This is a genomic window from Arenibacter flavimaris, assembly GCF_030291335.1.
GTDB lineage: Bacteria > Bacteroidota > Bacteroidia > Flavobacteriales > Flavobacteriaceae > Arenibacter.
The window spans coordinates 22735-47663 of sequence record NZ_JASWIM010000003.1 but is presented as its reverse complement, the minus strand read 5'-3'; the positions used below and the strand labels follow the sequence as shown (position 1 = coordinate 47663).

Below are 24929 nucleotides of genomic sequence, written 5' to 3'. Positions count from 1 at the left end.
ATAGAGGGATAAGGTTGTTGTATTGTTCAATACAGCTGTAAGTTGTCATTAATCCTAAATTAATAATTTGTAATACAGTGGTATATGAATACCGATATTGAAAATTTATTTAAGGACAAAGTTCTGGGGCATCCAACAGGACTATTTGTGTTGTTTTTTACCGAAATGTGGGAGCGTTTCTCCTTTTACGGGATGCGTATTTTATTGGTGTTATTTTTAACAGCACCCATTGTGAGTGACAATCCTGGGTGGGAATGGCCAAGGGAACACGCTCTGGCCTTAATTGGAACCTACGCTTCCCTTTTGTATTTAACACCTATAATTGGTGGATGGGTAGCGGATAAAATAACAGGTTACAGGGTGGCAGTCGTCATAGGATGTTTAATTATGACTTTGGGCCATGTTGCCATGACCATTGAAACTACGGCCGCTTTGTATCTTGGCCTTGCCCTGTTGGTTGTTGGTACAGGGTTCTTTAAGCCCAATATAACATCCATTATTTCTGAAATGTACCATGGTAAGGAATCTAAAAAGGATGGTGCCTATACCATATTTTATATGGGTGTTAACGCCGGTGCCTTTTTTGGAATGATGCTTTGTGGGTATTTGGCCGAGAATTATGGATGGTCATGGGGCTTCGGGCTAGCTGGGATTTTTATGATGCTTGGAATGCTCCAATTTTGGCTGGCCAAGGATTTGTTCGGGAATATTGGTGCTAAGCCCCTAAAGAAGGAGGAAATCTCGATATCTACAAATGCAGCAGAGAACGCGGGAAAGGAAGATGGGAATCATGAAATTGAAACCAAGTTGAACCCTTTTAGTCTTTTTGATAAGATTTTGATCGTTTTATCCTCTATTGGTGGATTACTCTATTTATTTAATGATCCCTTGGAAAAAATACAAGGTACCAGTTTGGCGCCTTTTAACATAGGAGGCCTTAGTGGTACCAATGTAATTATCCTATGTTCCCTACTCCTGTTTTTAATCTTATTGGTTGCCAGAATTGCCAGATATCTTCCTGTGGTAAGGGATAGAATTATAGCCGTATCAATTTTTGGGTTTTTTACGGTTTTCTTTTTCGCTTTTTTTGAACAGTCCTTGGGGTCTATGACCATTTTCGCTAGGGATTATACCAATAGGGAACTCGTTGGTCAATCGGCCATGGTCTTTAAGGTGGTAGATGCGTTGTTGACAACAGTACCACTGGCAATAATTAGTTGGGTGTTGATTTTATTGGCAAAAAAGACCTTTACCCGTATTGGCTTATCCAATATTGTATTGGCCATCGCCTTTCTTGGTCTTTGGATACTAGTGATCTTTAGATTAACGGATAAATTTTCCCAAGAAGGCAATCAAGTAGATGCAACTTGGTTCGGGATTCTCAATTCATTTTTTATTATAACCCTGGCACCATTTTTTTCCAGATGGTGGGAAAGTAAATATAACCCTAGTGCTGCTATGAAATATGGAATAGGTCTTATTTTATTGGGGTTGGGCTTTGCCGTATTGTCATTTGGAGCATCGGGAATACCTTCTGGGGCGCAGACAGCTTCTGTTAGCATGATATTTTTAATTTTGGCGTATTTGCTGCATACCATGGGTGAACTGTGCATTTCCCCGGTTGGACTTTCCTATTTAAGCAAGCTTGTCCCGGCACGCATGATCGGTTTTATGTTCGGAATCTGGTATTTGGCCATTGCAATCGGGCAAAAGGCTGCAGGCACCATGGGAGGAATGATCGATAGGATATCCGAACAATATTCCATAGGGACCTTCTTTTTGATCTTCACCCTAGTTCCCGTGGGTGTTGGACTTATTTCAATTGTTTTAAACCCGCTTTTAAAGAAATTAATGCACGGTATTAGATAACTATTTCAAAGCGTAGTGAAAGGCACCATTTTCTCCCGTATAGTGAAAGGCTAGCTTTTTTTTGTGGCATGTAGCCTTCCATCGATGTATATAACTTCTATAGTTGCTGCCGTCTGCTATAACAATATTGGGCGCCATCGAATCCAAAAGCCTTTCCAAATTAATTTTAGGGGATTGGGTAAGTACTAAGGTAGAAACATCATGATTTATTGGAAGGGCTATAGTGGTACTATCCAATACAACCATTCTTTTCCCCTCTATGAGATAGCTGTTTTTTAATGGTAGATGTTCCATCGCCAAGATGTTATGGGCAGTGGCATAATCGTTGACCAGTCTTGTCGTGGCTTTGGGGTTGGTGGTATATACGGTTAGTTTTTGTCCTGTTCGGTGGATAATGGCACTATTGCGGGCAATATGGCCTATAACTAAAGTTTCCTCGTTCCGAGCAAGATATCTTAAGCCAAAGACATAGGTTTGAAAACAAAGGATGAAGAACAAGGATACCATGACCCTTTTATAGGTTGCTTTCATAAAGACCGTTACCATTGTTATGATAATACCATAACTTAGGATCAATTGAATGCCATCAAAAGAAATATTTTTAAAAAGAAAGTTTTCCTGCTGTGCAAGAAGACCAATAATCCAATTCATCGCACCTATTAAAGTGTCGTACATAGTTACGAGAACAGATGGTAAACCGTTGGTCAGGGAGAGTGCTATTATCAATATTCCAAATCCCAAAACAAAGGTCAAAAATGGAAGGATCAATAGGCTTGAAATTAAAAACAAACCTGGAAATTGATGAAAGTAATATAGACTTATTGGGAATACACCCAGTTGAGCGGCAATGCTTACGGAAACCAGTTCCCATCCCTTTTTGACTATCCAATATTGGGGAATCCAAAGCTTTTGTAATAAGGGGTATATCCAGACTATGGCAAAAACAGCGGCATAACTTAATTGAAACCCCACCTGAAATAATAGTAGGGGATCCAGCAATAATAAAATAAAGAACAGTGACAATGCCAGGATATTAAAATGACTTGTAGGTCTGTTCAAGTACAGGGCATAGGCAACAAAAGTAAACATGGTTGTTGCCCTTAGGATAGAGGCGGAGAGTCCCGCCAAGAGGGCAAATGCCCATAAAAGTAATACGATGACAACCAATTTTATGCTTCTTCCTTTTGGAAGGATTTCCACTGGCCTCAATATAAAGTGGAGCAATCCCAAAAGAATTCCGATATGTAAACCGGACAATGCCAAGATATGATAGGCTCCCGCCTCTTTGTAATCGGTATCGATTTCTGAGGTAATTTCATTTCGCTGGCCAAGAAGAAGGGCCTGGATGACACCCAATTCTTCCGTGCCAAACTCCTCTTTTTTTAAATTTCTAATAATGTGCTCCCTTATCTTATAGGCTATTCCATTGATGGTAGCGGAGGCCTTGGGTTTTAGGTAGAAATTCTCCCCTTTAAGTTTTGCCTGATGCGCTATTCCAATATTGGACAGGTATTTTTGGTAATCGAATTGATGCGGGTTTAAGGGAGGGTTAATGGGATGGAGGGTAGTGAAGGCCAGTATTTCGTCATCGACCATAAGGGGGCGGATCGATGAATCAACAGCTATATTTAAAAGTATTTTGCCGGAAACCTTTAAGCTGTCCATACCGCTAACATGGGCCACGTACCTATCCGAAAAGCTATTGGGCTTTAATACTTCCCGAATTTTTAGGGTGTAGACCCTATCTTTGTCAAGATTATGTTGACTGTAGTGCCTGTCAAGATTCCTGGAATCATTAAGGGTTATGCTTAATATACCAATAGCAATGGTCAAAAGCCCAGCGAAAATTGCGAAAAGGGATACGGGCAATTTACGGTAGTATACAAATACAACTCCTAAAAGGATCAATGAAGCCACAGCTAGGAAAAAAGATATTGGAAGGGACGGACGTAGGTAATATCCAGTTAATATTCCAAAGATCAGGCATATAGTAAGCTTTACGGTTGTAAACTGCAGCAGGCGCATCCTACAGGACCCTGGTAGCCTTGATAAAGGCATAGTTCCAATAACCCTCCTGCAAAGAGGAAACGATAACACCTCGGGATGAGGTGGAATGAATGAATTTTATATCATCCCCATCAACCTGGACCACTAGGCCTACATGGTTTATGTTGTTTTTTCTTCTAGAGGTTCCAAAAAAAAGCAAGTCGCCCTTGCTTACCTCCTTTAAATTTATTTTTTGCCCTTCCTCAGCCATTTGATACGAGGCTCTTGGCAATTGAATATCGTGCTCCCCAAAGGCAACATAAAGCAATCCGGAGCAATCCATACCCTTTTTGGTGGTGCCACCAAATTTATAGCGCGTGCCCGAAAATGTCAGGGCGGTATTTATGATCCGTTCGGTTATTCTGCTCGCTGGTTTGTTTATGGATTCACCGCCTCTGGGTGTTTTGCCTTTTATTTCGGTTGGTTTTTCTGAAGCTTCCACCGTTATTTTTCTTTCTACACGAGAGGTATTTTTCTTCTTGGCCGCACCGCATCCAACCAGTGAAACAATTAAGAATAAAGAAAGAAATCTTTGAATCATCCAAGTAAAGGTTAGTGCTCTTGGATATCAAATTTAAATAATTAATTTAAAATCCGTCATTTTTTTCAGAAAACCCTTATAGTTGCCTCAGGGTAAATCAACAATAAGTGCTTTTTTTAACCATAGGGTTATGGGTTGCTTTATGGTAAATAATAAAGTTTATAGTTGCTGTTCCACCGACCATTAAAATTTTTCACCGATCCAATTGGGCACTTTCCATAATTAGTGATGCCGCTTTTTCACTGGCACCCTTGCCCCCAAGTTTCTTTTCCAATTCGTAATAGGCCTCAAACTGTTTCTTTCTTTCGGGTCCGTTCAGGATTTTATCGAGCTCCTCGGTCAGATTTTTGGTATTCAAGTCGCCTTGGATTAGTTCTTTTACAACCTCTTTGTCCATTATAAGATTTACCAAGGAAATAAACTTCAGGGTAATGATTCTTTTTGCAATTTGATAGGAGATCCAATTGGCACGGTAACAAACTACCTGGGGTATTTTAAAAAGGGCCGTTTCCAAGGTGGCGGTTCCGCTGGTCACTAGGGCTGCATAGGACAGGCTTAATAGATCATAGGTCTTGTTGGAAATTAGACTTACTTGGGACGATTTTAGAAAAGGCTGGTAAAACTCCAAATCCAAACTGGGTGCCCCGGCAATTACAAATTGAAATTTTGGGAAAGATTTGGTAACCGATAACATTAGGGAAAGCATTTTTTGAACCTCTTGTTTTCTACTACCGGGTAAAAGCGCAATAATAGGTCTTTTCAAATCCAAATTATGCTCTTCCCTAAATTCCTGATCGCTGGCCCTTGGAATATCCCCAATGGCATCTATAAGGGGGTGACCAACAAAATTAACGGGATAATGGTGTTTTTTTTCATAAAATTCCTTTTCAAAAGGAAGAATGACATGCATGGCATCTATATCCCTTTTTATTTTGTGTATCCGACCTTCCCGAGAGGCCCATATTTGTGGTGATATATAATAATTGGTCTTAAAATTATTCTTTTTTGCCCAAGAAGCTATTCTAAGGTTGAAGCCGGAATAATCTATAAAGACAATTACATCTGGATTAAAATTGCTTATGTCATCTTTGCAAAAGGCGATATTTTTGAAAATTTGATTGATATTCGATATCACTTCCAAAAAGCCCATAAAGGCCATTTCTTTGTAATGTTTTACCAAGTGCCCTCCTGCTGCTTTCATTAAATCGCCGCCCCAACAACGTATGTCGGCATCCGAATCCTTTTTTTTAAGGGCTTTTATGAGGTTGGACCCATGTAGGTCGCCCGATGCCTCGCCGGCTATGATATAGTATTTCATCCGTTTAGTTTCTGTGGTTTATTGGTAATACTGCCGTTGGTCTTTGGGTGGCCCCATCCCGCGGCCTAAAAGACTTTATAATACAATATTAGCATTGCGGTCAATAGGGTGGCGATCATTACACCCCTTGCCCTATAATCCCTACGAATTTTTAAAAAACCAAAAAAAGCAACCAAATTTAGAATGGCCCCTAGCGCCAATAAACTGCCTACATGTCCCTGTTGTACGGCGGCTTGGTACGTTTCTACTATTCCAAAGTCCGAGAAGAGCAATATATACAGTAAAGTTCCGATGGTATTGGCAATGATGCCAACGGTTATTCCGATTAATATTTCTTTTTTAATCATTTAGCTTCCAATTGTTAATATGTTGAATGGCATGGTGGGCCGTTAGGTCAAATTGGGTGGGGACTACCGAAACGTAATCTTGGGACAGGGCATATTCATCCGTATCCTCTCCCTTGTCCAAAAGTTCAAATTCTCCTGTAAGCCAGTAATATTCCTTGCCATTGGGATTGGTTCTTTTGTCAAATTTCTCTTTCCAGTTGGCCCTTGCCTGCCTGCAAATTTTTATGCCCTTGGGTGTTTTCTTGTCGGTTTTGGGAATGTTGACGTTGAGCACAACCCCCTTGGGGATACCATTTTTTAAGGCTTCCCGGACTATTTTTTGAATAGCTTCCTTGCTGGCTTCAAAGTTGGCGTTCCAGGAATAATCGCAAAGGGAAAAGCCTATTGCCGGTATTCCTTCAATCCCAGCTTCAATAGCGGCACTCATAGTGCCAGAGTAAATGACGTTGATTGACGAGTTGGATCCATGGTTTATGCCGCTAACACATAGGTCCGGTTTTCTGTCCAAGAGTTCCTGCAAGCCAAGCTTAACACAGTCGGCCGGTGTTCCGCTACAACTGTATTCTTCGTTTGCGCCGTTTTCCAGATCTACTTTAATCTTTTTTATATACAGGGTGTTGTCTATGGTTATTGCATGTCCCATTCCCGATTGTGGACTGTCCGGGGCCACTACGATTACCTCTCCCAATTCCTTCATAAATTCAATCAACGCCCTTAATCCGGGAGCTGTAATTCCGTCATCGTTGGTGACAAGGATCAAAGGTTTCGCCATGGTATATAATTTATACTGCAAAAATACGTTTTTAATCTATTATGGCTTTTCGAATAAAGCCGGGCGGACACCGAAATTTTACGTTTAAATTGTGAAAATGACAAATTACATCCCAGATTTGCCACCTGTCCTTGGCAATTGGGATATTAACAAAAGATTAATGGCATATTGGTATAATATGGCACGATTTTTTCGTTATCTTAAGGTAAATGGCATAATAGACCACTTTTAAAAGTCAAAACTTGGATTGCAGTGGTGGTTTGATTAATTTTAGATGATTGTAAGAGTACAAAAAGGAGGGGTGATTACGGTTTTAGAAATTACTCCAAATGTGGAAAAACAATAAAAAAGAATAGATGAAAAGAAATTTAGCCTACGCATTGATTGTCATGCTTGTTGCAGTAGCTTCATGCAGTTTTACCAACAAATCATTTGAAACCGATGATAAGGACAAATTGTTGTTGGATCTAATTACCTATGTATTGGAACGTGGCCATTACCAGCCAAAGGACATTGACGATGATTTTTCCATTAGTGTTTTTGAAGGATTTTTGGATATTTTGGATCCCACAAAGCGTTATTTTTTGGAAAGTGACATTCAGGAATTTGAAAAATATAAGTTTCAGTTGGATGATCAGATAAAGAATACCGATATAACTTTTTTCGATATGGTCTACCAGCGCCTATTGGAGCGAATGGATGACGCCAAAGAAATTTATAAAGAGGTTTTGGATGAACCTTTTGATTACTCAGTGGATGAATCCATAGAGATCAATTACGATGAACAAGGATATGTGGCTTCTCGCAAAGACTTGAAAGAGCGGTGGAGAAAACAATTGAAATATGCCACTTTGGGAACGTACGATTCCAAATTGAATTTGAACAAGGAATCAGACAAGGCCGGTACAGAAGGGGATATGGCTGATGCCTTTGAAGATGACAACAGTACAACCGGACCATTAAGTCCGGAGCAGGCTGAAAAGGCGGCAAGGGAATCTACCAAAAATACCTTGGATGATTATTTCGATTTCGTGGATGATTTGGAACGCAAGGATTGGTTTGTGCAATACCTGAATACCATAGTGGAAGTATTTGACCCACATACATTCTATTTTGCTCCGGATGACAAAGAAAAATTTGATACCAGTATGTCTGGTAAATTTGAAGGTATTGGCGCCCGACTTCAAAAGAAAAAGGATCAGACAAAAATAGTGGAGATTATATCTGGCGGCCCCGTATGGAGAGATCAGCAATTGGAAGTTGGGGATGAGATATTAAAAGTTGGGCAAAACGGGGAAACACCAGTGGATATTGTGGGTATGCGTTTGGATGATGCCATTAAGTTTATTAAAGGTCCCAAAGGTACTGTCGTAGATTTGACTGTTAGAAAAGTGGATGGTTCCCTCGTGGTAATTTCCCTTACCAGGGATGTTGTGGAATTGGAAGAGTCCTATGCCAAATCTGCAGCCGTAATAAAGGGCAACCAAAAATTTGGACTTATCAATCTACCCAAGTTTTATGTGGATTTTGAAGACTATAATGAGAGAAACGCAGCTACGGATGTGGCAAAAGAAGTAGAAAGACTAAAACAGGCCGGAGCTGAAGGCCTAATCCTGGATCTTCGTGATAATGGGGGTGGATCCCTTAAAACAGTTGTTGAAATGGCTGGATTATTTATTAAGGACGGACCCATTGTACAGGTAAGGTCTACCGATAAAAAACCAGAAGTTTATAACGATAAGGACGAGCGTATTCAGTGGGATGGACCTTTGGTGATTTTGGTAAATGAATTATCGGCTTCTGCATCCGAGATTTTGGCCGCGGCCATGCAGGATTATAAAAGGGGAGTGGTGATTGGTAGCAAACAAACCTTCGGTAAGGGGACAGTTCAAAATGTAATCCCCTTGGAGAATATTGTAAGAGGAAATGAGCACGGAGATTTGGGAGCTATAAAACTTACTACCCAAAAATTCTATAGAATTAATGGTGGTTCTACCCAATTGGAAGGGGTTAAGAGCGATGTTGTTGTTCCGGACCGTTACAGTTATATTGATCTAGGGGAGAGGGATCAGGAAAATCCTTTGACCTGGGATAAGATTTCCCCAGCGGAGTATACCCCTTGGGATGGCTATATTGACTATGAGGCCACTATAGCCAATAGTACTAAAAGAATGGCCCAGAACAATCAAATAAAATTGATTGAGGAAAATGCGCAATGGATCAAAAAAGCACAGGATGAAACCGTGGTTTCATTGAAATACGAGGAATATAAGAAAGGATTGGAATTGGATAAGGAAAAGGCCAAGTACTTTAAAACCATTTCGGATTATGATTCCCACCTAACATTTGAATCCTTGCAATATGAAAAGGAATTATTTACCCAGGATTCCGTTTTAAGGGAAAAGCGTGACCGTTGGCACAAGGATTTGGCCAAGGATGTGTATGTGGAGGAAGCGGTCAATGTCTTGCAGGATCTAAAATTGAATAATATAAAGAATTCCAAATTGGCCAGCGTTAAAGGTTAATTATAACTTAATCATAATATAAAAAAACCTGCTCTTAGAGCAGGTTTTTTTATGAATTCCCATAGTGTGCTGCCGATTAAATTGGCATATAATTGTTTAAAAAGTCGATTACCTTGTCTCTCGGCATTTCACAGGGCCTTAGTTGCCCTCCCTTTTCCGAAATATAAAAGTTAAAACTGATGTAATCGTTACCTCCCAACGCTTCGGCATATACTTTAGTACTCCTACCTTCATTAAAATCGGTTCGGGTAACGCCATATTTCTTATTTTGAAACAGAACTGTAGAGTAGCCCAAAGGGATGGATTTAATTTGTTTTAAGAGCACGTTGTCTGGAGGATAATGTTTCTGGGGCTATGAACTGCAGGAGAGCATGGAGCATCCCACTTTGTGCCTGGCCCATTCGGGCCGCTTGGCAAACCATTTTTCGGCTTGCGTTTGTTCTTGGTACGGATGTTTTAATAATTGAAAAAACTCATCCAACAAGGAGTAATCCTCCTGGTCCGCAGCATCTATCGCCAATTGTGCCATGTAATTTCTTAAAACATATTTTGGGTTTACATTATTCATTTTTTCTGCTCTCTTCCTGTCGTCGATACTTTCCTTTTGCAATCTATTTTTGTAGTGGATAAACCACTGCTTCCATTTTTCAAGGGTGTCGCCCTTAACTTCCTCTTGTGCGTAAAAGGCATCGAACACCGGGGACAAAAAGTCCTCATTTGTGGGACTATCCTTTGTGATACGGCTTAGATTTCTAAAAAAGATGGTCATATCGGTTTCGGTCAATTGTAAGTTGTCCTCCAGCCTAGACAAAAGCTCCGCGTCATTTTCGGCGGATTTGAAAAGACCAATTTTAGATTTCATCATCGAGAGATATTTTGTGGAATAATTGTTACGGTATTCCATTAAGATGTCTTCAAGTTCTTTAACATCCTCTATTAAAGGGAAGAGCGCATTTGCCAATTGATATAGGTTCCAAAGACCAATATTTATTTGATTCCCATATCTATAACGTTTATACTGTCGGTCGGTGGTATTGGGGGTCCAACCTTCCTCGTAACCTTCGAGCCATCCATAGGGGCCGTAATCTATAGTGAGGCCAAGGATGGACATATTGTCCGTGTTCATTACGCCATGTACAAAACCTACCCGCTGCCAGTGTATGAGCATGTCCAGCGTCTTATTGGTAACCTCCCTAAAAAAATGAAGATAGCCTTCCTTGGTACCCTCCTTTACATGGGGAAAGAAATGTCTTATGGTATAATCCGTGAGTGTTTTTAAAGTTTTTGTGTCCTGTCTTGAAGAAAAAATTTCAAAATTTCCAAAGCGCAAAAAAGTGGGTGCTACCCTGCACACTACAGCTCCCTTTTCGTATTCCGGGTTACCATTGTATAGTACGTCCCTTAGCACTTGGTCTCCTGTTAGGCCTATCGATAGTGCTCTGGTAGTGGGCACTCCCAGGTGGTACATGGCTTCGCTGCAAAGGTATTCCCTAATGGAGGAACGCAGTACTGCAAGGCCATCTGCAGTTCTGGAATAAGGAGTTTCCCCAGCGCCCTTAAGTTGGAGTGCCCACTGTGTATTGTTGTGGTTAACTTCAAATAAATTAATGGCACGGCCATCTCCAAGTTGTCCGGCCCAATTGCCAAATTGGTGTCCTCCGTAGCACATGGCATAAGGATGGGTGCCGGACAAAACGGCGTTTCCTGTAAATATATTTTTGAACTCTTCGGAGGTCAGATCATCCTGGGTCAATCCTAAATCCATGGCCAATTCAGCGGATGTATGGATCATACTGGGCTTTGTCGTGGATTTTGGCCTTACAAAGGAATAGCATGCCTGCATAACCTGTCTTCTTGTATTTTCTTGGACGGGGTCGGCGGGGAGTTCGGTATTAAAGGTATCCTTAACAGTAAGGTTCATAGGATATTTATTCAATTATCGAGTTCCAATTTTCATTTCTTCTGGCAACAGCCTTTATATAGGAGCATACAGCTACCGCCTTATATCCTTCTTTGGTTAATTGTTCAAAGGTGCGTTCCACTAATTCCTTGCCATATCCTTTGCCCCTAAGATTATGGGGAACCTCCGAATAGGTCAAATACATTTTATCATCCCGTAACTCGTATTCTATTTTGGCAATTTCATCGTTAATGGCCATGGTGAATCTCTTATTCTCTTTGTCGTGCTGTACCGTCAAATTATCTGTATTTATGTTGTTGTACATTTTTTGTTCCATTTAAAAATTAATGGGAGTAAATACCACAGTGGGTACAATTAGTATTCAATGCCCACAGTCTTGAATGAATACTGTTAACCTTCTATATAGTCCTTTTACAAGCAGCCTATACAGTTTATTGAAATGTATCCTAAACCGGACTATTGTAAAACTAGGAGTGCTTAGACCTTTGTTTTTCTAATTTTATCGGCATGCATTTTTCTTAGCTTACCTAGTTTTGGGGAAATAACCGCGTTGCAGTAGCCCTGCGATTGATTATTTCTATAATAATCCTGGTGATATTCCTCTGCTTCATAAAAGGTTTCCAAAGGACTTAATTCAGTAACAATGGCCTGCTCGTAATATGGTGCCACTTCTTTTATTACCAAGCCGGCAATTTCTCTTTGGATGTCATTGTGATAATATATTACAGATCGATATTGGGTCCCTACATCTGCTCCCTGTCTATTTAAGGTGGTAGGGTCATGGGTGGTCATGAATATGACCAAAATATCCTCATAGGAGATAATGTTGGCGTCATATAGTATTTGTACTACCTCTGCATGACCGGTAAGTCCTGAACAAACTTCCCTATACGTGGGTCTGCCAGGTGCATTTCCACCAGTATATCCCGAAATTACTTTATGTACGCCATTAACTTCCTGAAAAATGGCTTCCACACACCAAAAACATCCACCACCCACGGTGGCGGTCTCCAACTTTTTATTGTTCATCCAATATACTTTCTTTAACTATTTTCATAGATTCCGAATTAATGCAATAACGCAAGCCGCTGGGTTCCGGTCCGTCCGGAAATACATGTCCCAAATGGGCATCACAGGTATTGCACATTACTTCTACCCTTACCATACCAAAAGATGTGTCCTTATGGTATTTAATGGCGTTTTCTTTTATGGGCTGTGTAAAACTGGGCCAGCCGGTACCCGAATTAAATTTTATGGTGGAATCAAATAAGGGACTTTCGCAACATATACAACTGTATTTCCCTGCCTCATGTGTACTACAGAGCGCACCACTATGTGGTGCTTCTGTTCCTTTGTTTCTTGTAATCCTAAATTGTTCGGGAGTTAATAGGTCTCGCCATTCCTTTTCTGTCTTATCCACTCTTTTGTCGGGTACCGGGTTTCCCTTAACACTGTAATTAATGATGTCTTTCCAAGTTAGCATGAATATTTTCCTTTCTTTTTAATGTTTATTTAGTAATCAGTAATATACAACGTATGCGTTTTTAGTGGCATTGGGGTGTTGAGAATGATTTGGCCAACTACATAATGTTACATGAGGTTGGTCGTAAAATAAGGCCATTACTTACACTTATGGAAACTCCCGAATGGTAGTTTTATCTATATTTACACTATGAATAAATATAGGAAAAATAGGATAATATATACCACCCTGATGCTGGTTTGTGTAGTCTTGTTTTGGATATTCGATAATTTTTATACTCCCGCCCCCTATTCCTTACCTGAAGGGGAGGGCCAAAGGACAGAAATACCTGAATGGCTATGGCCCAGTTCCAGCACAGGTGAAATAGTACGGCATGCCCATTTTTCCCTATCCTATAATGAAGCTTATGAACAGGCAGAGTGGGTAGCCTATGTTTTGGAGAAGTCCCACTTAACCAATGATGATAGGAAAAGGCCATTTTTTGTAGAGGACCCCAAGGTGAGCAGTAAATCGGCAGATTGGAGGAACTATAAGGGTTCGGGATATGATAGGGGCCATTTGTGTCCTGCTGGTGATCGTAGATTTTCCGAAAACGCCTATAATGAAACCTTTTATACGAGCAATATTACACCACAGAACAGGGAATTTAACGCAGGAGTCTGGAATAGATTGGAGCAGCAGGTGAGGTATTGGGCCAGAAGGGACGGACCTTTATTTGTAATTACTGCGGGAGTTTTGGATAAGGGCTTGGCAAGTATAGGGGAGGAGGATGTGGCCGTTCCAAAATATTTTTATAAAATAGTAGCTAAAGGTGAGGGTGAAAACCTAAAAATCATAGGATTTCTTTTCAAAAATAGGGAGGATACCAGAAACTTGGATCAATTTATGGTTCCTGTGGATACCCTTGAAAAATTGACGGGGATCGATTTCTTTTTCGGTTTGCCCGATGAACAAGAGTCAAGGTTGGAAGCCGGTATCAACAGCGGCAGTTGGAGATTTTAAGTGAGTTCGTTTAGCCTGTTGGCATCCAATTTTAGAAAGATAAACAACAGCGCCGTAAAAAATAACAAACCGGAACCCCCATAACTAAAAAACGGCAGTGGTATTCCAATGGTGGGCAGAACTCCTATGACCATACCTATGTTTATGAAATAATGTACAAACAAAATGGAGATGACCCCATACCCATACATACGACTAAAGTCATTTTTCTGTCGCTCGGCCAAATATACCAGCCGTAGTAGTAAGGTGGTAAAAAGAATTACCACGGAGGCAGTACCTACAAATCCCCATTCCTCGCCTACGGTGCTAAATATGTAATCTGTATGTTGTTCCGGGACAAAATCGCCCTTGGTCCTTGTTCCTTCCAAAAACCCTTTACCGTATTTTCCGCCCGATTCAATGGCTTTTTCAGATTGATAGGTGTTGTAACCTATGTCCCTACGGATTTCCTCCAATTTTTTGGGATCCTTTTCCAAACGAAGCCAAAGACTGAAACGATCCCTATGCCTTTGTTCAAAAACGTAATTAAAAACAAAATTGACCGAAAGGGAAAAGAGAACAATGGCTACGTATATAAGGCCAACCGGAATTATAGGTACTTTGAAGGATGGTTTTTTTAATAATAGGAATAGCGCCAATAGTAGCCCTAGGATTATGCTTACCCATATGGTACCGAACATCAGCGTTAAAATAAAAATAAGAATTACCATAAACCCTATTCCAAGGTAATAGAGCGGGAGACCTTCCCTAAAAATCACAAAGATCAGGGCAAAAAAGACGAGGGCACTTCCTGGATCTGGCTGGGGAATGATCAGGAATGCAGGAATCAATAAAATGAGAATTGCGATTATTTGGTCTTTCTGCCGCTTAATATCCGTCTGTATATCACTTAAATATTTGGCCAGGGCAAGTGCGGTGGCAACTTTAGCAAATTCCGAGGGTTGTAGGTTGAAAAAGCCAAGGTCGTACCAAGAAGTTGCCCCGGCAATTGTTTTGCCAAATACAAAAAGTCCCAAGAGCAGTGCTGTGGATATTATATAAAATAGGCTGGAGAATCGTTCATAGAAATTGGCTTCCAATGCCAATATAATAACTATGGCCACGGCACTTGTCCCTATAAAGAACAATTGTTTTCCATGTAAGGAGGCAAAATTGAAAATAGACGGGTTGTCGTCAGTGAAGGTGCTGGAATAAATATTTATCCAACCAATAAAAACTAGGGAAATGTAAATTAGAACGCTAAACCAATCCAAGCGTTTAAGGACACTTTTACCAGACACGCTCATTTATTTTAAAGGGTTGTCCGCTATAGGGTTTTGCATATTCATCTTCCAAGGTTTTTTCCAACATTCTTTTCTCCAAGTCTACACGGGTTATTTCGCCTTTAAGATATTTTTCAATCATTAGGGAGGCAATATGTCCTGCATAACGCGATCCAAAATATCCATTCTCAATGTAAACGGCAATGGCAATTTTAGGGTTGTCAACGGGTGCAAAGGCAACAAAAACGGAGTTGTCCGTTAGTTGCGTCCGTACACCATTGATTCTTGTGAAGTTCTCTACAGTACCGGTTTTACCGGCAATTTCTATTCCTTCTATTTGCAGCCTCGCTGCCGTACCTTTTTTGTACACTTCGGCCATTCCCTGTACAACCGGTTCAAAATATTTTCTATCAATAGTGGTGTGTTTGGCCTCTGTGAATTCAGGGATACTGATATCGTCAGCTCCAATTTTTTTAAGTACATGAGGCGTAAAATAATGCCCTCTATTGGCAATGGCAGCGGTCATGTTGGCCAGTTGAATAGGAGTAACCTCTACCTCGCCCTGTCCTATGGAATTGGATATTATGGTAGAAGAGGACCATCTGTTGTCCCCATAGATGCGGTTGTAATATTCCTTGTTGGGTATTCGTCCAGGTCTTCCAGTGGGAAGGTCATACCCCAAGAAAGTTCCTAGTCCAAAACTTTTTACGTGTTTTTCCCAAACATCCATGCCTTCGGCCGAAGTTGGAAATTGGTCGTAAATTTTGCGAAAGGCACCTGCAAAATAGGCATTACAGGAGAGGTAAATGCCGGAATTCAAATTTCGGGTACCTCCTCCGCAATGACATCCTCTTTTCCTTTTGCCTACGTAGAAACCATTGTAGCAATGAAAGGTGGTTTCTGGTGTAATGGCACCTTCTTGAAGGGCTACTAGGGCGTTTATGGTTTTAAATGGCGATCCGGGGGATTGGGAAGCTAAGATGGAACGGTCAAAGGTGGGTTTTGAAATGGTATCATAGTGTAATTTGCTGTAATTCTTTGATCTTTCCCTACCTACCAATAAGGCTGGGTCATAGGTTGGACCGGAAATTAATGCCAAAATCTCTCCAGAGGCCGGTTCCAGGGCAACTATACCCCCGTGTTTCCCGATCATCAGCTTTTCACCGTATTCCTGAAGAATTTTGTCTATAGTGACGGTTATTTGTTTTCCCTGCTCTGGAAGGGTATCCAAAGTACCGGATTTATAAGGGCCAATATCCCTGTTAAACCTATCTTTCTGGATATATTTCACGCCTTTTCGACCCCTTAGGATGGTCTCGTATTCTTTTTCGATACCCGTAGTTCCCTTTAATTCCCCGGCAGCGTAGGATGGGTTTCGTTCCAGATCCCATTCGTTGACTTCACTGATGTATCCCAAAACATTGGCACCGCTATTGGTATCGTAATAGCGCAATGATCTTTTTTGAATATAGAAGCCTTCAAATCGCCTCATTTTTTCCTGAAGCCTGCCGTAGTCCTCTTTGGATAGTTGTGGAACCAAAACAGAGGGAAGCCTTGGGGAATAGACCCTGGCTTTCTTTAATTGGGACACAAACCTTTCTTTATCTATTCCCAAGAGCTTACAAAATTCAAGGGTGTCCAATGGTTTTACCTCCCTTGGTATAACCATTACATCATAGGCCGGTTGGTTTGCTACGAGAAGTTTCCCATTTCTATCATATATATAGCCCCTTTCCGGATAATCATATACTGCTTTTATGGCCGGATCTTCCAATATCTGATTGGGGGAAAAACTAAATATCTGGAGATAGGACAATCTGCCGATAAAAGTTATTCCGACCAATAGTATAATGGAAGATAATAGAATTTTTCTCATTCTTTTTCAACACTAAAAAGTGAACTTAATAGTAAGCACAATATTAAGGTGGCTATACTGATAGTTAAAACTTTCTTCAAAATTAACAGCGTATTTTCAAAACTGAAAATTTCTAGGGTAAAGAAAACCAAATGGTGTATTATAATTAATAACGTTAAAAATGTAATTTGTTGTGCCCTAGTGGTGTTGGTTAGTTTAAAATTTTGAAATTCATAATTCACCCCAAAACAAAACCGCATTATGGTCGGTCTTAAATAAGCAATGGTTACGGTGGCTGCTGCATGAATGGCTACGGTGTCCGAAAATAAATCTATTAAGAAGCCAAGTAGAAAACTTAACAATAGAAACAATTGCCTTTTTTCCTTAATGGGATACCAGTAGAGAAATAGAATATACACCATTGGGTTTATATATCCAAAAAAATTGAGCTTATTAAAAACCAATACCTGTACCAAAATTAATAGTACAAATCTAATTATGTTGATAAAGTAGCTATTGCGAATCATTATTGGTCTTGGCTTCTAATTCTATTATTTCCTCCCTTTGAATGTTTTCTATTATGTAAATGCTCCTAACTGCGGCCATATTGTTAAAGAGCTTAATGTCTATGCTATATGAGCTTTGGGAATTGTTTAGATCAAAATTTTTGACGATACCTATGGGAATGTTTTCTGGAAAGATGCTGGAACTGGCACCGGTAACAATAGTGTCCCCAATTTTTAAGGGTACCAATCTTTCAACGTCGGCAAGTTGTACTGTGTTATAGTCTTTTGTGTCCCAAACCAATGATCCGTAATGGTTGGTGTTCTTGATTTTTGCGTTGATCCTGGATTTGGTGTTCAGAATGCTCTGTACCGTTGCAAAATTTTGGGATGTATTCTCCACTATTCCAAGGATGCCGTTGGCTGTGATAACGCCCATATCGGGTTTTATTCCCTGTGCCATTCCTTTTTTGATCGTAATATAGTTTCTCGGCAGGCTATAACTGTTCTTGATTACCTGGGAAGCTATGACCCTGTATGTAACATTGGTCGTGTCCAATTGCATGGAATCTTCCTTTTTTTGGTTGAACAGGAGGTTCCGCAATCGTTTATTTTCCTCTACCAATTTTTTATTCTCCTCCCCAAGACCAAAATAGGTGGTGATACTGCTTGTGGTCTCATAAATATTTCCGGTAAGCCAGTTAGAGGAATTAAAGTATTTGGAACGATGGTATGAATGGGATTGTACTGTAAGGGCCAGGGATATAATCAACAGGAAAAGATAGAGCAAGAAATTTTTATATCTTAATATAAAGTTGATAATCTGCTGCATTCACTTAAATTGTTTTATAAAACCTTATTTGGGCAATTGCCCAGTAAGGCATTAAGGCCTGTTTACTAATTATAACCTTCCAAAAGGTAGTGCCGATTGTAGGGGGTTGAATAGGCTATTTAATTAAAATACTCTTATATCGCTCCAAGTTTTTTAAAGCAATACCGGTACCCCTTACAACCGCCCTTAGTGGATCTTCAGCTATATAGACCGGGAGATCCGTTTTTTGGGACAAACGTCTATCAAGTCCCCTGAGCATAGACCCGCCGCCAGCTAGATAAATACCCGTATTATAAATGTCAGCTGCCAGTTCTGGTGGTGTTTGGGATAGTGTTTCCATAACGGCATCCTCTACCCTTAAAATGGATTTATCCAAGGCTTTGGCTATTTCACGGTAGGAAATGGATACTTGTTTTGGTTTACCGGTCAATAGATCCCTACCCTGCACGGACATTTCATCCGGAGGGGTCTGTAAGTCTTCCGTAGCGGATCCAATGGTAATTTTAATATTTTCAGCGGTACTCTCCCCAACATAAAGGTTGTGTTGCGTACGCATGTAATAAATAATGTCGTTAGTGAAAACGTCCCCCGCTATCTTGACCGATTTGTCGCAAACAATCCCGCCCAGGGCAATTACCGCAATTTCTGTTGTTCCACCTCCTATATCAACGATCATGTTCCCTTTGGGTTGCATAATGTCCAGGCCGATACCTATGGCAGCTGCCATTGGCTCGTGAATTAGATAGACCTCCTTGCCGTTAACACGTTCAGCAGACTCCTTAACGGCACGCATTTCTACCTCTGTAATTCCCGAAGGGATACAGATAACCATTCTCAAGGCTGGCGGAAACCACTTTTTCTTTAAAGCGGGTATGTTCTTAATGAACATATTGATCATCTTTTCGGAGGCGTCAAAATCGGCGATAACCCCATCCTTTAAAGGACGTATTGTCTTTATATTTTCATGGGTCTTTCCTTGCATCATGTTGGCTTCCTTGCCAACAGCAATGATTTTGCCACTTATTCTGTCCCTGGCTACAATAGATGGACTGTCTACCACCACTTTGTCGTTGTGAATGATGAGGGTGTTGGCAGTACCTAAGTCTATTGCAATCTCCTCGGTTAAGAAATCAAAGAATCCCATTATGTGTTGTTATATTTCGGTTTAAATGTCAGTTTGATCGTTAAAAGTAATAAAATTAATGTTTAAAATGACGTGTGCCAGTCATAACCATTGCAATTCCATTTTCATTACAATAATCGATACTAAGTTGATCCTTTATGGAGCCTCCAGGTTGTATAACGCTGGTTACCCCACTTTTATGCGCAATTTCCACACAATCTGGAAACGGAAAGAAGGCATCACTGGCCAATACCGCTCCATTTAGGTCAAAATTGAAGGATTGGGCTTTGTGGATGGCTTGGTTTAGGGCATCTACACGGGAGGTTTGGCCGGTTCCACTGGCGCACAATTGTTTGTTTTTAGCAAGTACAATGGTGTTACTTTTGGTGTGTTTGCACAATTTTGAAGCGAAGATTAAATCTTCCAGTTCCCTATCCGTAGGCTTTTTGTTGGTAGCATTGGTAAGGTCGGAAATTTTATCGGTCTTTTCATCTTTTTCCTGCACTAAAACTCCGTTTAAACATGTTCTTACCGTCATTTTTGGAAGGTCAACTTCGTTCTGTACCAAAATTATTCTGTTTTTCTTGCCTTTTAAGATATCCAGGGCCACTGGGGTATAGCTAGGGGCAATTACCACTTCGCAGAATAGATTGTGTATTTCTTCGGCGGTTGGTTTGTCTATTTCTACGTTGCTGATCAATATTCCACCAAAAGCTGAAACAGGGTCTCCTGCCAAGGCATCAACATAGGCCTGGTGAATTGTTGGTCTGGTGGCGAGACCACAGGCATTATTGTGCTTTAATATGGCAAAGGTGGGGGCATCGTTCTTAAATTCTTGGATAAGGTTTACAGCTGCATCCACGTCCAACAAATTGTTGTAGGAAAGTTCCTTTCCATGAAGTTTATTGAACATTGCGTCAAAATCCCCAAAGTAAAATCCTTTTTGATGTGGGTTTTCTCCATAACGCAGTACTTGCCCGTTGGTTTCACTTAATTTAAACGCAGCTTCTTCGTGGTTTTGGTTGAAATAATTAAAAATGGCCGAATCATAATGCGATGAAACATTGAAAGATTTGGTAGCAAAACGTCTACGGTCTTCCAAAGTGGTGCTGCCGTTACCGTTGGTAATCATTTCCAAAACTTCGTCATAATCGTTCATGGAGGACACGCAAAGTGTATCCTTGTAATTTTTGGCCGCGGCGCGTATCAATGAAATACCGCCTATATCTATTTTTTCAATGATATCCTGTTCGGAGGCCCCACTGGCAACAGTTTTTTCAAATGGGTAAAGATCTACAATTACGATATCCAATTGGGGGATTTCAAATTCCTTCAATTGTTCCTGATCGCTCTTATTGTCCTGACGGTTCAAAATACCACCAAATACCTTAGGGTGCAATGTCTTAACCCTGCCGCCCAAAATGGACGGATAGCTGGTAACGTCCTCTACAGGTACTACATCGATTCCCAAATCCTTAATGAATGTTTCCGTACCGCCTGTAGAATAGATGGTAATTCCCAATTCATTAAACTTTTTTACCAAGGGCTCTAGGCCATCTTTATGAAAAACGGATATTAAGGCTGACGAAGCTTTTTTAGTGGTACTCATTTTGTTGTGATTGTTGTTATGGATTATAAGGACACAAAAGTAATTTTTTTGTGCTTAAAAATCAGCACGTTTATTAACAATCGCCCTAAAGTTTCAAAGAATCTTGGACACCTCTTGGTTTACGTATTCCAAAAAGTGCTCATCCTCCTTTGAAAATGGGTCGGGAGTATTGGAGTCGATGTCTATTTGACCAATATTTACGCCATTTAAAAATAACGGAACTACAATTTCCGCCTTAACGGTTATGCTGCATGCTATGTAGTTGTCCTGGGCTTTTACATCCGGAACCACAAAGTTTTGATTGGAGACGGCTACCTGTCCGCAAATTCCTTTGCCAAAAGGAATTATGGTGTGGTCTGTAGGGGCGCCGGCATATGGACCCAATTTGAGCTCTTCCCTATCTCCATTTTTGAAATAGAAGCCTACCCAATCGTAATGGGGGACATTCTCTTTTAACAATTCGCATATGGCCTGCATTTTTTCGGTTGCAGTTTTCTGGGTACTGTTCGTAATTTCCGAAATCTTTGGTCTTAAAATAGTAAGCATGTGATAAATTTTCACAAAAATAAGGCTATTTGCAAATTCTTTGATCCATAACCTCTTTAAACTTCCTAACTGTTATTGATAAGGACAATTTTTCCCCTAAATTTTAGTTAATGTTGCAATAGGGAAATATAGAGTAATAACTTTTGATTATTTTTGCCTTGATGAAAGTAATGATCCATAAAATACTGGCCGTGTTGATGGCATTTTTTATGCTGGTCTCCACCGTTTCCTGGACCGTTGAGAAGCATTTTTGCTTTGGATCTTTGGTAGACGTCGCTTTTTTTCATGAAGCGGATACCTGTGGTATGGATTTGGGGTTGGAGGAAGAGAATTTGTCCCCTAAGAAAAAATCAGATACTTGCTGCAGTGATGAGACCATTTTGGTAGTGGGGCAGGATAACCTAAGTATTTCCTATGACGATCTTGGTGTGGTCCAGCAGCTTTTCTTGGTGGCCTATACTTCCTATTATGTAAATTTATTTCAGCCAAGGGAGCAGCACCGTGTTCCCCATGCCGATTACCCACCTCCCATACTGGTCAAAGATATCCATATTTTGGACCAAGTTTTCCTCATTTGATTTTTTATTGGTAGTAAGCTCGGGTTCCCTTTTTTTGGATTTGGAGGATCCGATGTTTTATTGATTTCAATTATCTACTAATATTAAAATATATCAAGTGAAGAATTTTTTTGTAAGTATATTTTTATGGATTCCGTTATTGGCAATCTCCCAGAACACTATTGAGGGTATGGTGATGGAGGACAATCCTGAAAATAAGCACCTAGGTTTGGCCGGAGCCAATGTTTATTGGTTAAATTCCCAGACAGGGACCATAACGAAGACCGATGGTAGCTTTTCAATCCCATTTAAGAAGGAGTATAATCGGCTTGTCATTAGTTATGTGGGATTTGAGTCGGATACCTTGATCATTGATTCCCCTGGAAAGGTAAATCACTGGCTAAAACCTTCCAATGCGTTAAATGAGGTGGTGGTTCAAAAGAAAAGGGACGCCGTACAGAAATCCTATTTCAGCCCACAGAATGTGGTCACCATAAATAGCGCCGAATTACTAAAAGCGGCGTGCTGTAACCTCTCTGAGAGCTTTGAAACCAACCCGGCCATAGATGTCAATTTTTCAGATGCTTTGACCGGTACCAAGCAAATACAAATGTTGGGACTTACCAGTCCTTATTTGTTAATAACCCAAGAGAATATCCCTATGGTAAGGGGTGCCTCCCAGGCCTATGGACTTACCTTCACCCCTGGGACTTGGGTGGAGAGTATACAGATTACGAAGGGGGCGGGCAGTGTGGTAAATGGTTATGAGAGTATTTCAGGCCAGATAAATACGGAATTGGTAAAACCTTTGACGGATAATGCCCTATTTGTTAATGGATATGGCAATTTGAATGGCAGGCTGGAGTTGAATACCCATTTCAATAAACAGTTGACCGATAAGTGGAGTACGGGGCTTTATCTCCATACCAATAGAAGGGATGTGAAGGAGGATGATAATGGGGACGGATTTTTGGATGCCCCCTTGGGCAATCAAATAAATGTTTTGAATAGGTGGCAATACCAAAACCCAAGTACCGGATGGGTCAGCTTTATCAATCTTCGTTTCTTAAACGACGACAAACAGCTGGGACAGACAAATTTTGTCCCGAGTATCGATAAATTCACTGCCAATTCGTGGGGAGGTGAAATAAATACCAGGAGGTTTGATACTTCGCTGAAATTAGGTTATGTATTTCCAGAGCTACCTTTTCAAAGTCTTGGTTTTCAAACGGCCTACAATATTCATAAACAGGATTCTTATTTTGGGTTTAATGAATATAATATTGATCACGAAAGCATCTATTCCAACCTGCTGTTCAACTCCATAATAGGGGATACCAAGAGCAAGTATAAAACGGGCCTCACCTTTGCTTATGATGGATATGGCGAAATGGTGAACACGCAAGATTATTCTAGGGTGGACAAATCTATTGGGGCCTTTTTTGAATATAGCTATGACAATTTAAAGGAATGGAGTTTAACTGCGGGCATAAGAGTGGACACCCACAATAATTTGGGGACTTTTGTTACGCCTAGATTACACCTGCGGTATATGCCATGGGATAGAGGGAGCTTTAGGGGGTCTTTGGGCCGTGGAAAACGGGCAGCCAACATCTTTGCCGAAAACCAACAATTATTTGCCTCCTCAAGACGGATAAGGGTTCTTGGGGATGGTAGTAGTATTTATGGGTTGGATCCAGAAGATGCCTGGAATTATGGAACTAGTTTTATACAGGGGTTTAGTTGGTTTGGCAGAAAGGGTAATATAACCTTGGATTATTACGTTACCAATTTTAAAAATCAAGTGGTGGTGGATTGGGAGAACCCATTGGAGGTGTCATTTTATAACTTGGAGGGAGAAAGTGTGGCCAAAAGCTTTCAATTTGAAATAAATTATAATGTTCTAAAGAATCTTGAGTTAAGGACGGCTTATAAATATTATGATGTGGAAACCGATTATCGCAGCGGTACCCTTCAAAAGCCTTTACAGGCCCAACATCGATTTTTTGCCAACCTTGGTTATACTTCAGTACCTAAGACAAATGGTTCCTTATGGCGTATGGATTATACGGTCCATTCGCTGGGAAAACAGCGATTGCCAAATACCTCCAATAATCCAGAAGCGTATAGATTGGCAGAATTTTCCCCATCCCACAGTATGATGATTGCCCAAATAACGAGAGTGTTCAACGATAATTTTGAAATATATATAGGAGGCGAGAATTTGGCCGATTACACCCAGGATGACCCTGTGTTGAGTGCGGACGACCCATTTGGTCCAAATTTTGATACTACCATAGTACATGGCCCTATAATGGGCAGAATGTTTTATGCGGGATTTAGATATAAATTATAAATTTATTCAATATTAATTATTCAACTTAAAAAGTGGAGATATGAGAAATATAGTATTAGGAGCGGTGTTTGTTTTTTTGACGGCAGTTGGCTATGGCCAAGAGAAAAATAAAAAAATGAGCTTCGAGGTGAATGGTAAATGTGCCATGTGCAAAGAGAGGATAGAGGAAGCCGCCTTGGCCGTAAAAGGGGTTAAATACGCTTTATGGGACATCCCGACCCATCAATTATCGTTGATCATCGATGAGCGAAAAACAAATTCCATGTTGGTAAAAACGGCCATAGTCGAGGTAGGTCATGATACCAAGGAATTAAAGGCTACGGAGGAAGCTTATGAAAGTGTTCACCCTTGTTGCAGGTATCGCGAGGATAATAGCGACGATGGACAGCATCATTAAAGTTTGGTCTTTATAAGCCTGGTAAAAACAAAAAACCGCATTTGGATTTCCAAATGCGGTTTTTT

Annotated in this window: 23 protein-coding genes; 6 read left to right on the top strand and 17 right to left on the bottom strand. The window is 40.5% G+C overall.

The window, feature by feature from the left end:
- The first annotated feature begins 84 nt into the window (after positions 1-84).
- Positions 85-1869 (top strand): peptide MFS transporter, encoded by a 1785-nt coding sequence (locus tag QSE00_RS03540; RefSeq protein WP_286104880.1) that lies wholly within the window; start codon positions 85-87, stop codon positions 1867-1869.
- On the opposite strand, the gene QSE00_RS03535 is transcribed toward QSE00_RS03540, so the two are convergent.
- The 5 genes from QSE00_RS03535 to surE all read right to left on the bottom strand — a co-directional run bounded on the left by QSE00_RS03535 (position 1870) and on the right by surE (position 6893).
- Positions 1870-3894: a ComEC/Rec2 family competence protein gene (locus QSE00_RS03535; RefSeq protein WP_286104999.1), complete on the bottom strand. Its 2025-nt coding sequence runs from the start codon at positions 3892-3894 to the stop codon at positions 1870-1872.
- A gap of 1 nt (position 3895) precedes the next feature.
- A complete protein-coding gene (locus tag QSE00_RS03530; protein WP_286104879.1) occupies positions 3896-4456 on the bottom strand; it encodes a C40 family peptidase in 561 nt (186 codons plus the stop codon).
- Between the two features lie 193 nt (positions 4457-4649).
- On the bottom strand, positions 4650-5774 hold the full coding sequence (lpxB, locus tag QSE00_RS03525) for a lipid-A-disaccharide synthase (protein ID WP_286104878.1): 1125 nt from the start codon (positions 5772-5774) through the stop codon (positions 4650-4652).
- Positions 5775-5839: 65 nt separating this feature from the next.
- Positions 5840-6121, bottom strand: a complete 282-nt coding sequence (locus QSE00_RS03520; RefSeq protein WP_110354646.1) for a hypothetical protein — start codon at positions 6119-6121, stop codon at positions 5840-5842.
- The gene (gene surE, locus QSE00_RS03515; protein WP_110354647.1) at positions 6114-6893 is read right to left on the bottom strand and encodes a 5'/3'-nucleotidase SurE; all 780 of its coding nucleotides are present in this window, start codon (positions 6891-6893) and stop codon (positions 6114-6116) included. Before surE ends, QSE00_RS03520 begins: the two co-directional genes overlap by 8 nt.
- Positions 6894-7249: 356 nt before the next feature.
- Between surE and QSE00_RS03510 the strand changes: the two genes are divergently transcribed.
- Complete coding sequence (locus QSE00_RS03510; protein ID WP_110354648.1) at positions 7250-9418, top strand: carboxy terminal-processing peptidase; 2169 nt, start codon at positions 7250-7252, stop codon at positions 9416-9418.
- Positions 9419-9494: 76 nt separating this feature from the next.
- On the opposite strand, the gene QSE00_RS03505 is transcribed toward QSE00_RS03510, so the two are convergent.
- The 5 genes from QSE00_RS03505 to msrB all read right to left on the bottom strand — a co-directional run bounded on the left by QSE00_RS03505 (position 9495) and on the right by msrB (position 12822).
- Complete coding sequence (locus QSE00_RS03505) at positions 9495-9713, bottom strand: peptide methionine sulfoxide reductase (RefSeq protein ID WP_258364754.1); 219 nt, start codon at positions 9711-9713, stop codon at positions 9495-9497.
- A 57-nt stretch (positions 9714-9770) separates the two neighbouring features.
- A complete protein-coding gene (locus QSE00_RS03500) occupies positions 9771-11339 on the bottom strand; it encodes a protein adenylyltransferase SelO (protein WP_286104877.1) in 1569 nt (522 codons plus the stop codon).
- 7 nt (positions 11340-11346) lie between these two features.
- Positions 11347-11643, bottom strand: a complete 297-nt coding sequence (locus tag QSE00_RS03495) for a GNAT family N-acetyltransferase (RefSeq protein WP_286104876.1) — start codon at positions 11641-11643, stop codon at positions 11347-11349.
- Positions 11644-11816: 173 nt separating this feature from the next.
- A complete protein-coding gene (msrA, locus tag QSE00_RS03490) occupies positions 11817-12368 on the bottom strand; it encodes a peptide-methionine (S)-S-oxide reductase MsrA (RefSeq protein ID WP_286104874.1) in 552 nt (183 codons plus the stop codon).
- Complete coding sequence (gene msrB, locus QSE00_RS03485; RefSeq protein ID WP_110354652.1) at positions 12358-12822, bottom strand: peptide-methionine (R)-S-oxide reductase MsrB; 465 nt, start codon at positions 12820-12822, stop codon at positions 12358-12360. Before msrB ends, msrA begins: the two co-directional genes overlap by 11 nt.
- Positions 12823-13011: 189 nt before the next feature.
- On the opposite strand from msrB, the gene QSE00_RS03480 reads away from it, so the two are divergent.
- Positions 13012-13824 (top strand): DNA/RNA non-specific endonuclease, encoded by an 813-nt coding sequence (locus tag QSE00_RS03480; protein WP_286104873.1) that lies wholly within the window; start codon positions 13012-13014, stop codon positions 13822-13824.
- Here QSE00_RS03480 and rodA read toward each other — a convergent pair.
- The 7 genes from rodA to QSE00_RS03445 form a co-directional block, all read right to left on the bottom strand.
- Positions 13821-15104, bottom strand: a complete 1284-nt coding sequence (gene rodA / locus QSE00_RS03475) for a rod shape-determining protein RodA (protein ID WP_286104872.1) — start codon at positions 15102-15104, stop codon at positions 13821-13823. The genes QSE00_RS03480 and rodA overlap by 4 nt on opposite strands.
- Positions 15094-16962 (bottom strand): peptidoglycan D,D-transpeptidase FtsI family protein, encoded by a 1869-nt coding sequence (locus QSE00_RS03470; protein ID WP_110354654.1) that lies wholly within the window; start codon positions 16960-16962, stop codon positions 15094-15096. The genes rodA and QSE00_RS03470 overlap by 11 nt, the downstream gene beginning before the upstream one ends.
- Positions 16959-17468, bottom strand: coding sequence for a rod shape-determining protein MreD (gene mreD / locus QSE00_RS03465; protein ID WP_110354655.1), 510 nt, complete (start codon positions 17466-17468; stop codon positions 16959-16961). Before mreD ends, QSE00_RS03470 begins: the two co-directional genes overlap by 4 nt.
- Positions 17455-18276, bottom strand: a complete 822-nt coding sequence (mreC, locus tag QSE00_RS03460; protein WP_110354656.1) for a rod shape-determining protein MreC — start codon at positions 18274-18276, stop codon at positions 17455-17457. Before mreC ends, mreD begins: the two co-directional genes overlap by 14 nt.
- Positions 18277-18391: 115 nt before the next feature.
- Positions 18392-19420 carry a rod shape-determining protein gene (locus QSE00_RS03455; protein WP_069858480.1) on the bottom strand — a complete coding sequence of 343 codons (1029 nt, stop codon included), beginning with the start codon at positions 19418-19420 and terminating at the stop codon, positions 18392-18394.
- Between the two features lie 55 nt (positions 19421-19475).
- Complete coding sequence (purH, locus tag QSE00_RS03450; RefSeq protein ID WP_110354657.1) at positions 19476-21008, bottom strand: bifunctional phosphoribosylaminoimidazolecarboxamide formyltransferase/IMP cyclohydrolase; 1533 nt, start codon at positions 21006-21008, stop codon at positions 19476-19478.
- A 93-nt stretch (positions 21009-21101) separates the two neighbouring features.
- Positions 21102-21554 carry a GAF domain-containing protein gene (locus tag QSE00_RS03445; RefSeq protein ID WP_110354658.1) on the bottom strand — a complete coding sequence of 151 codons (453 nt, stop codon included), beginning with the start codon at positions 21552-21554 and terminating at the stop codon, positions 21102-21104.
- Between the two features lie 161 nt (positions 21555-21715).
- Here QSE00_RS03445 and QSE00_RS03440 point away from each other — a divergent pair, with 161 nt between their 5' ends.
- The 3 genes from QSE00_RS03440 (at position 21716) to QSE00_RS03430 (ending at position 24864) form a co-directional block, all read left to right on the top strand.
- Positions 21716-22132: an HYC_CC_PP family protein gene (locus tag QSE00_RS03440; protein ID WP_286104870.1), complete on the top strand. Its 417-nt coding sequence runs from the start codon at positions 21716-21718 to the stop codon at positions 22130-22132.
- Positions 22133-22229: 97 nt separating this feature from the next.
- The gene (locus QSE00_RS03435) at positions 22230-24467 is read left to right on the top strand and encodes a TonB-dependent receptor domain-containing protein (protein WP_286104869.1); all 2238 of its coding nucleotides are present in this window, start codon (positions 22230-22232) and stop codon (positions 24465-24467) included.
- Positions 24468-24507: 40 nt separating this feature from the next.
- A complete protein-coding gene (locus QSE00_RS03430; protein ID WP_110354660.1) occupies positions 24508-24864 on the top strand; it encodes a heavy-metal-associated domain-containing protein in 357 nt (118 codons plus the stop codon).
- Positions 24865-24929 lie beyond the last annotated feature (65 nt).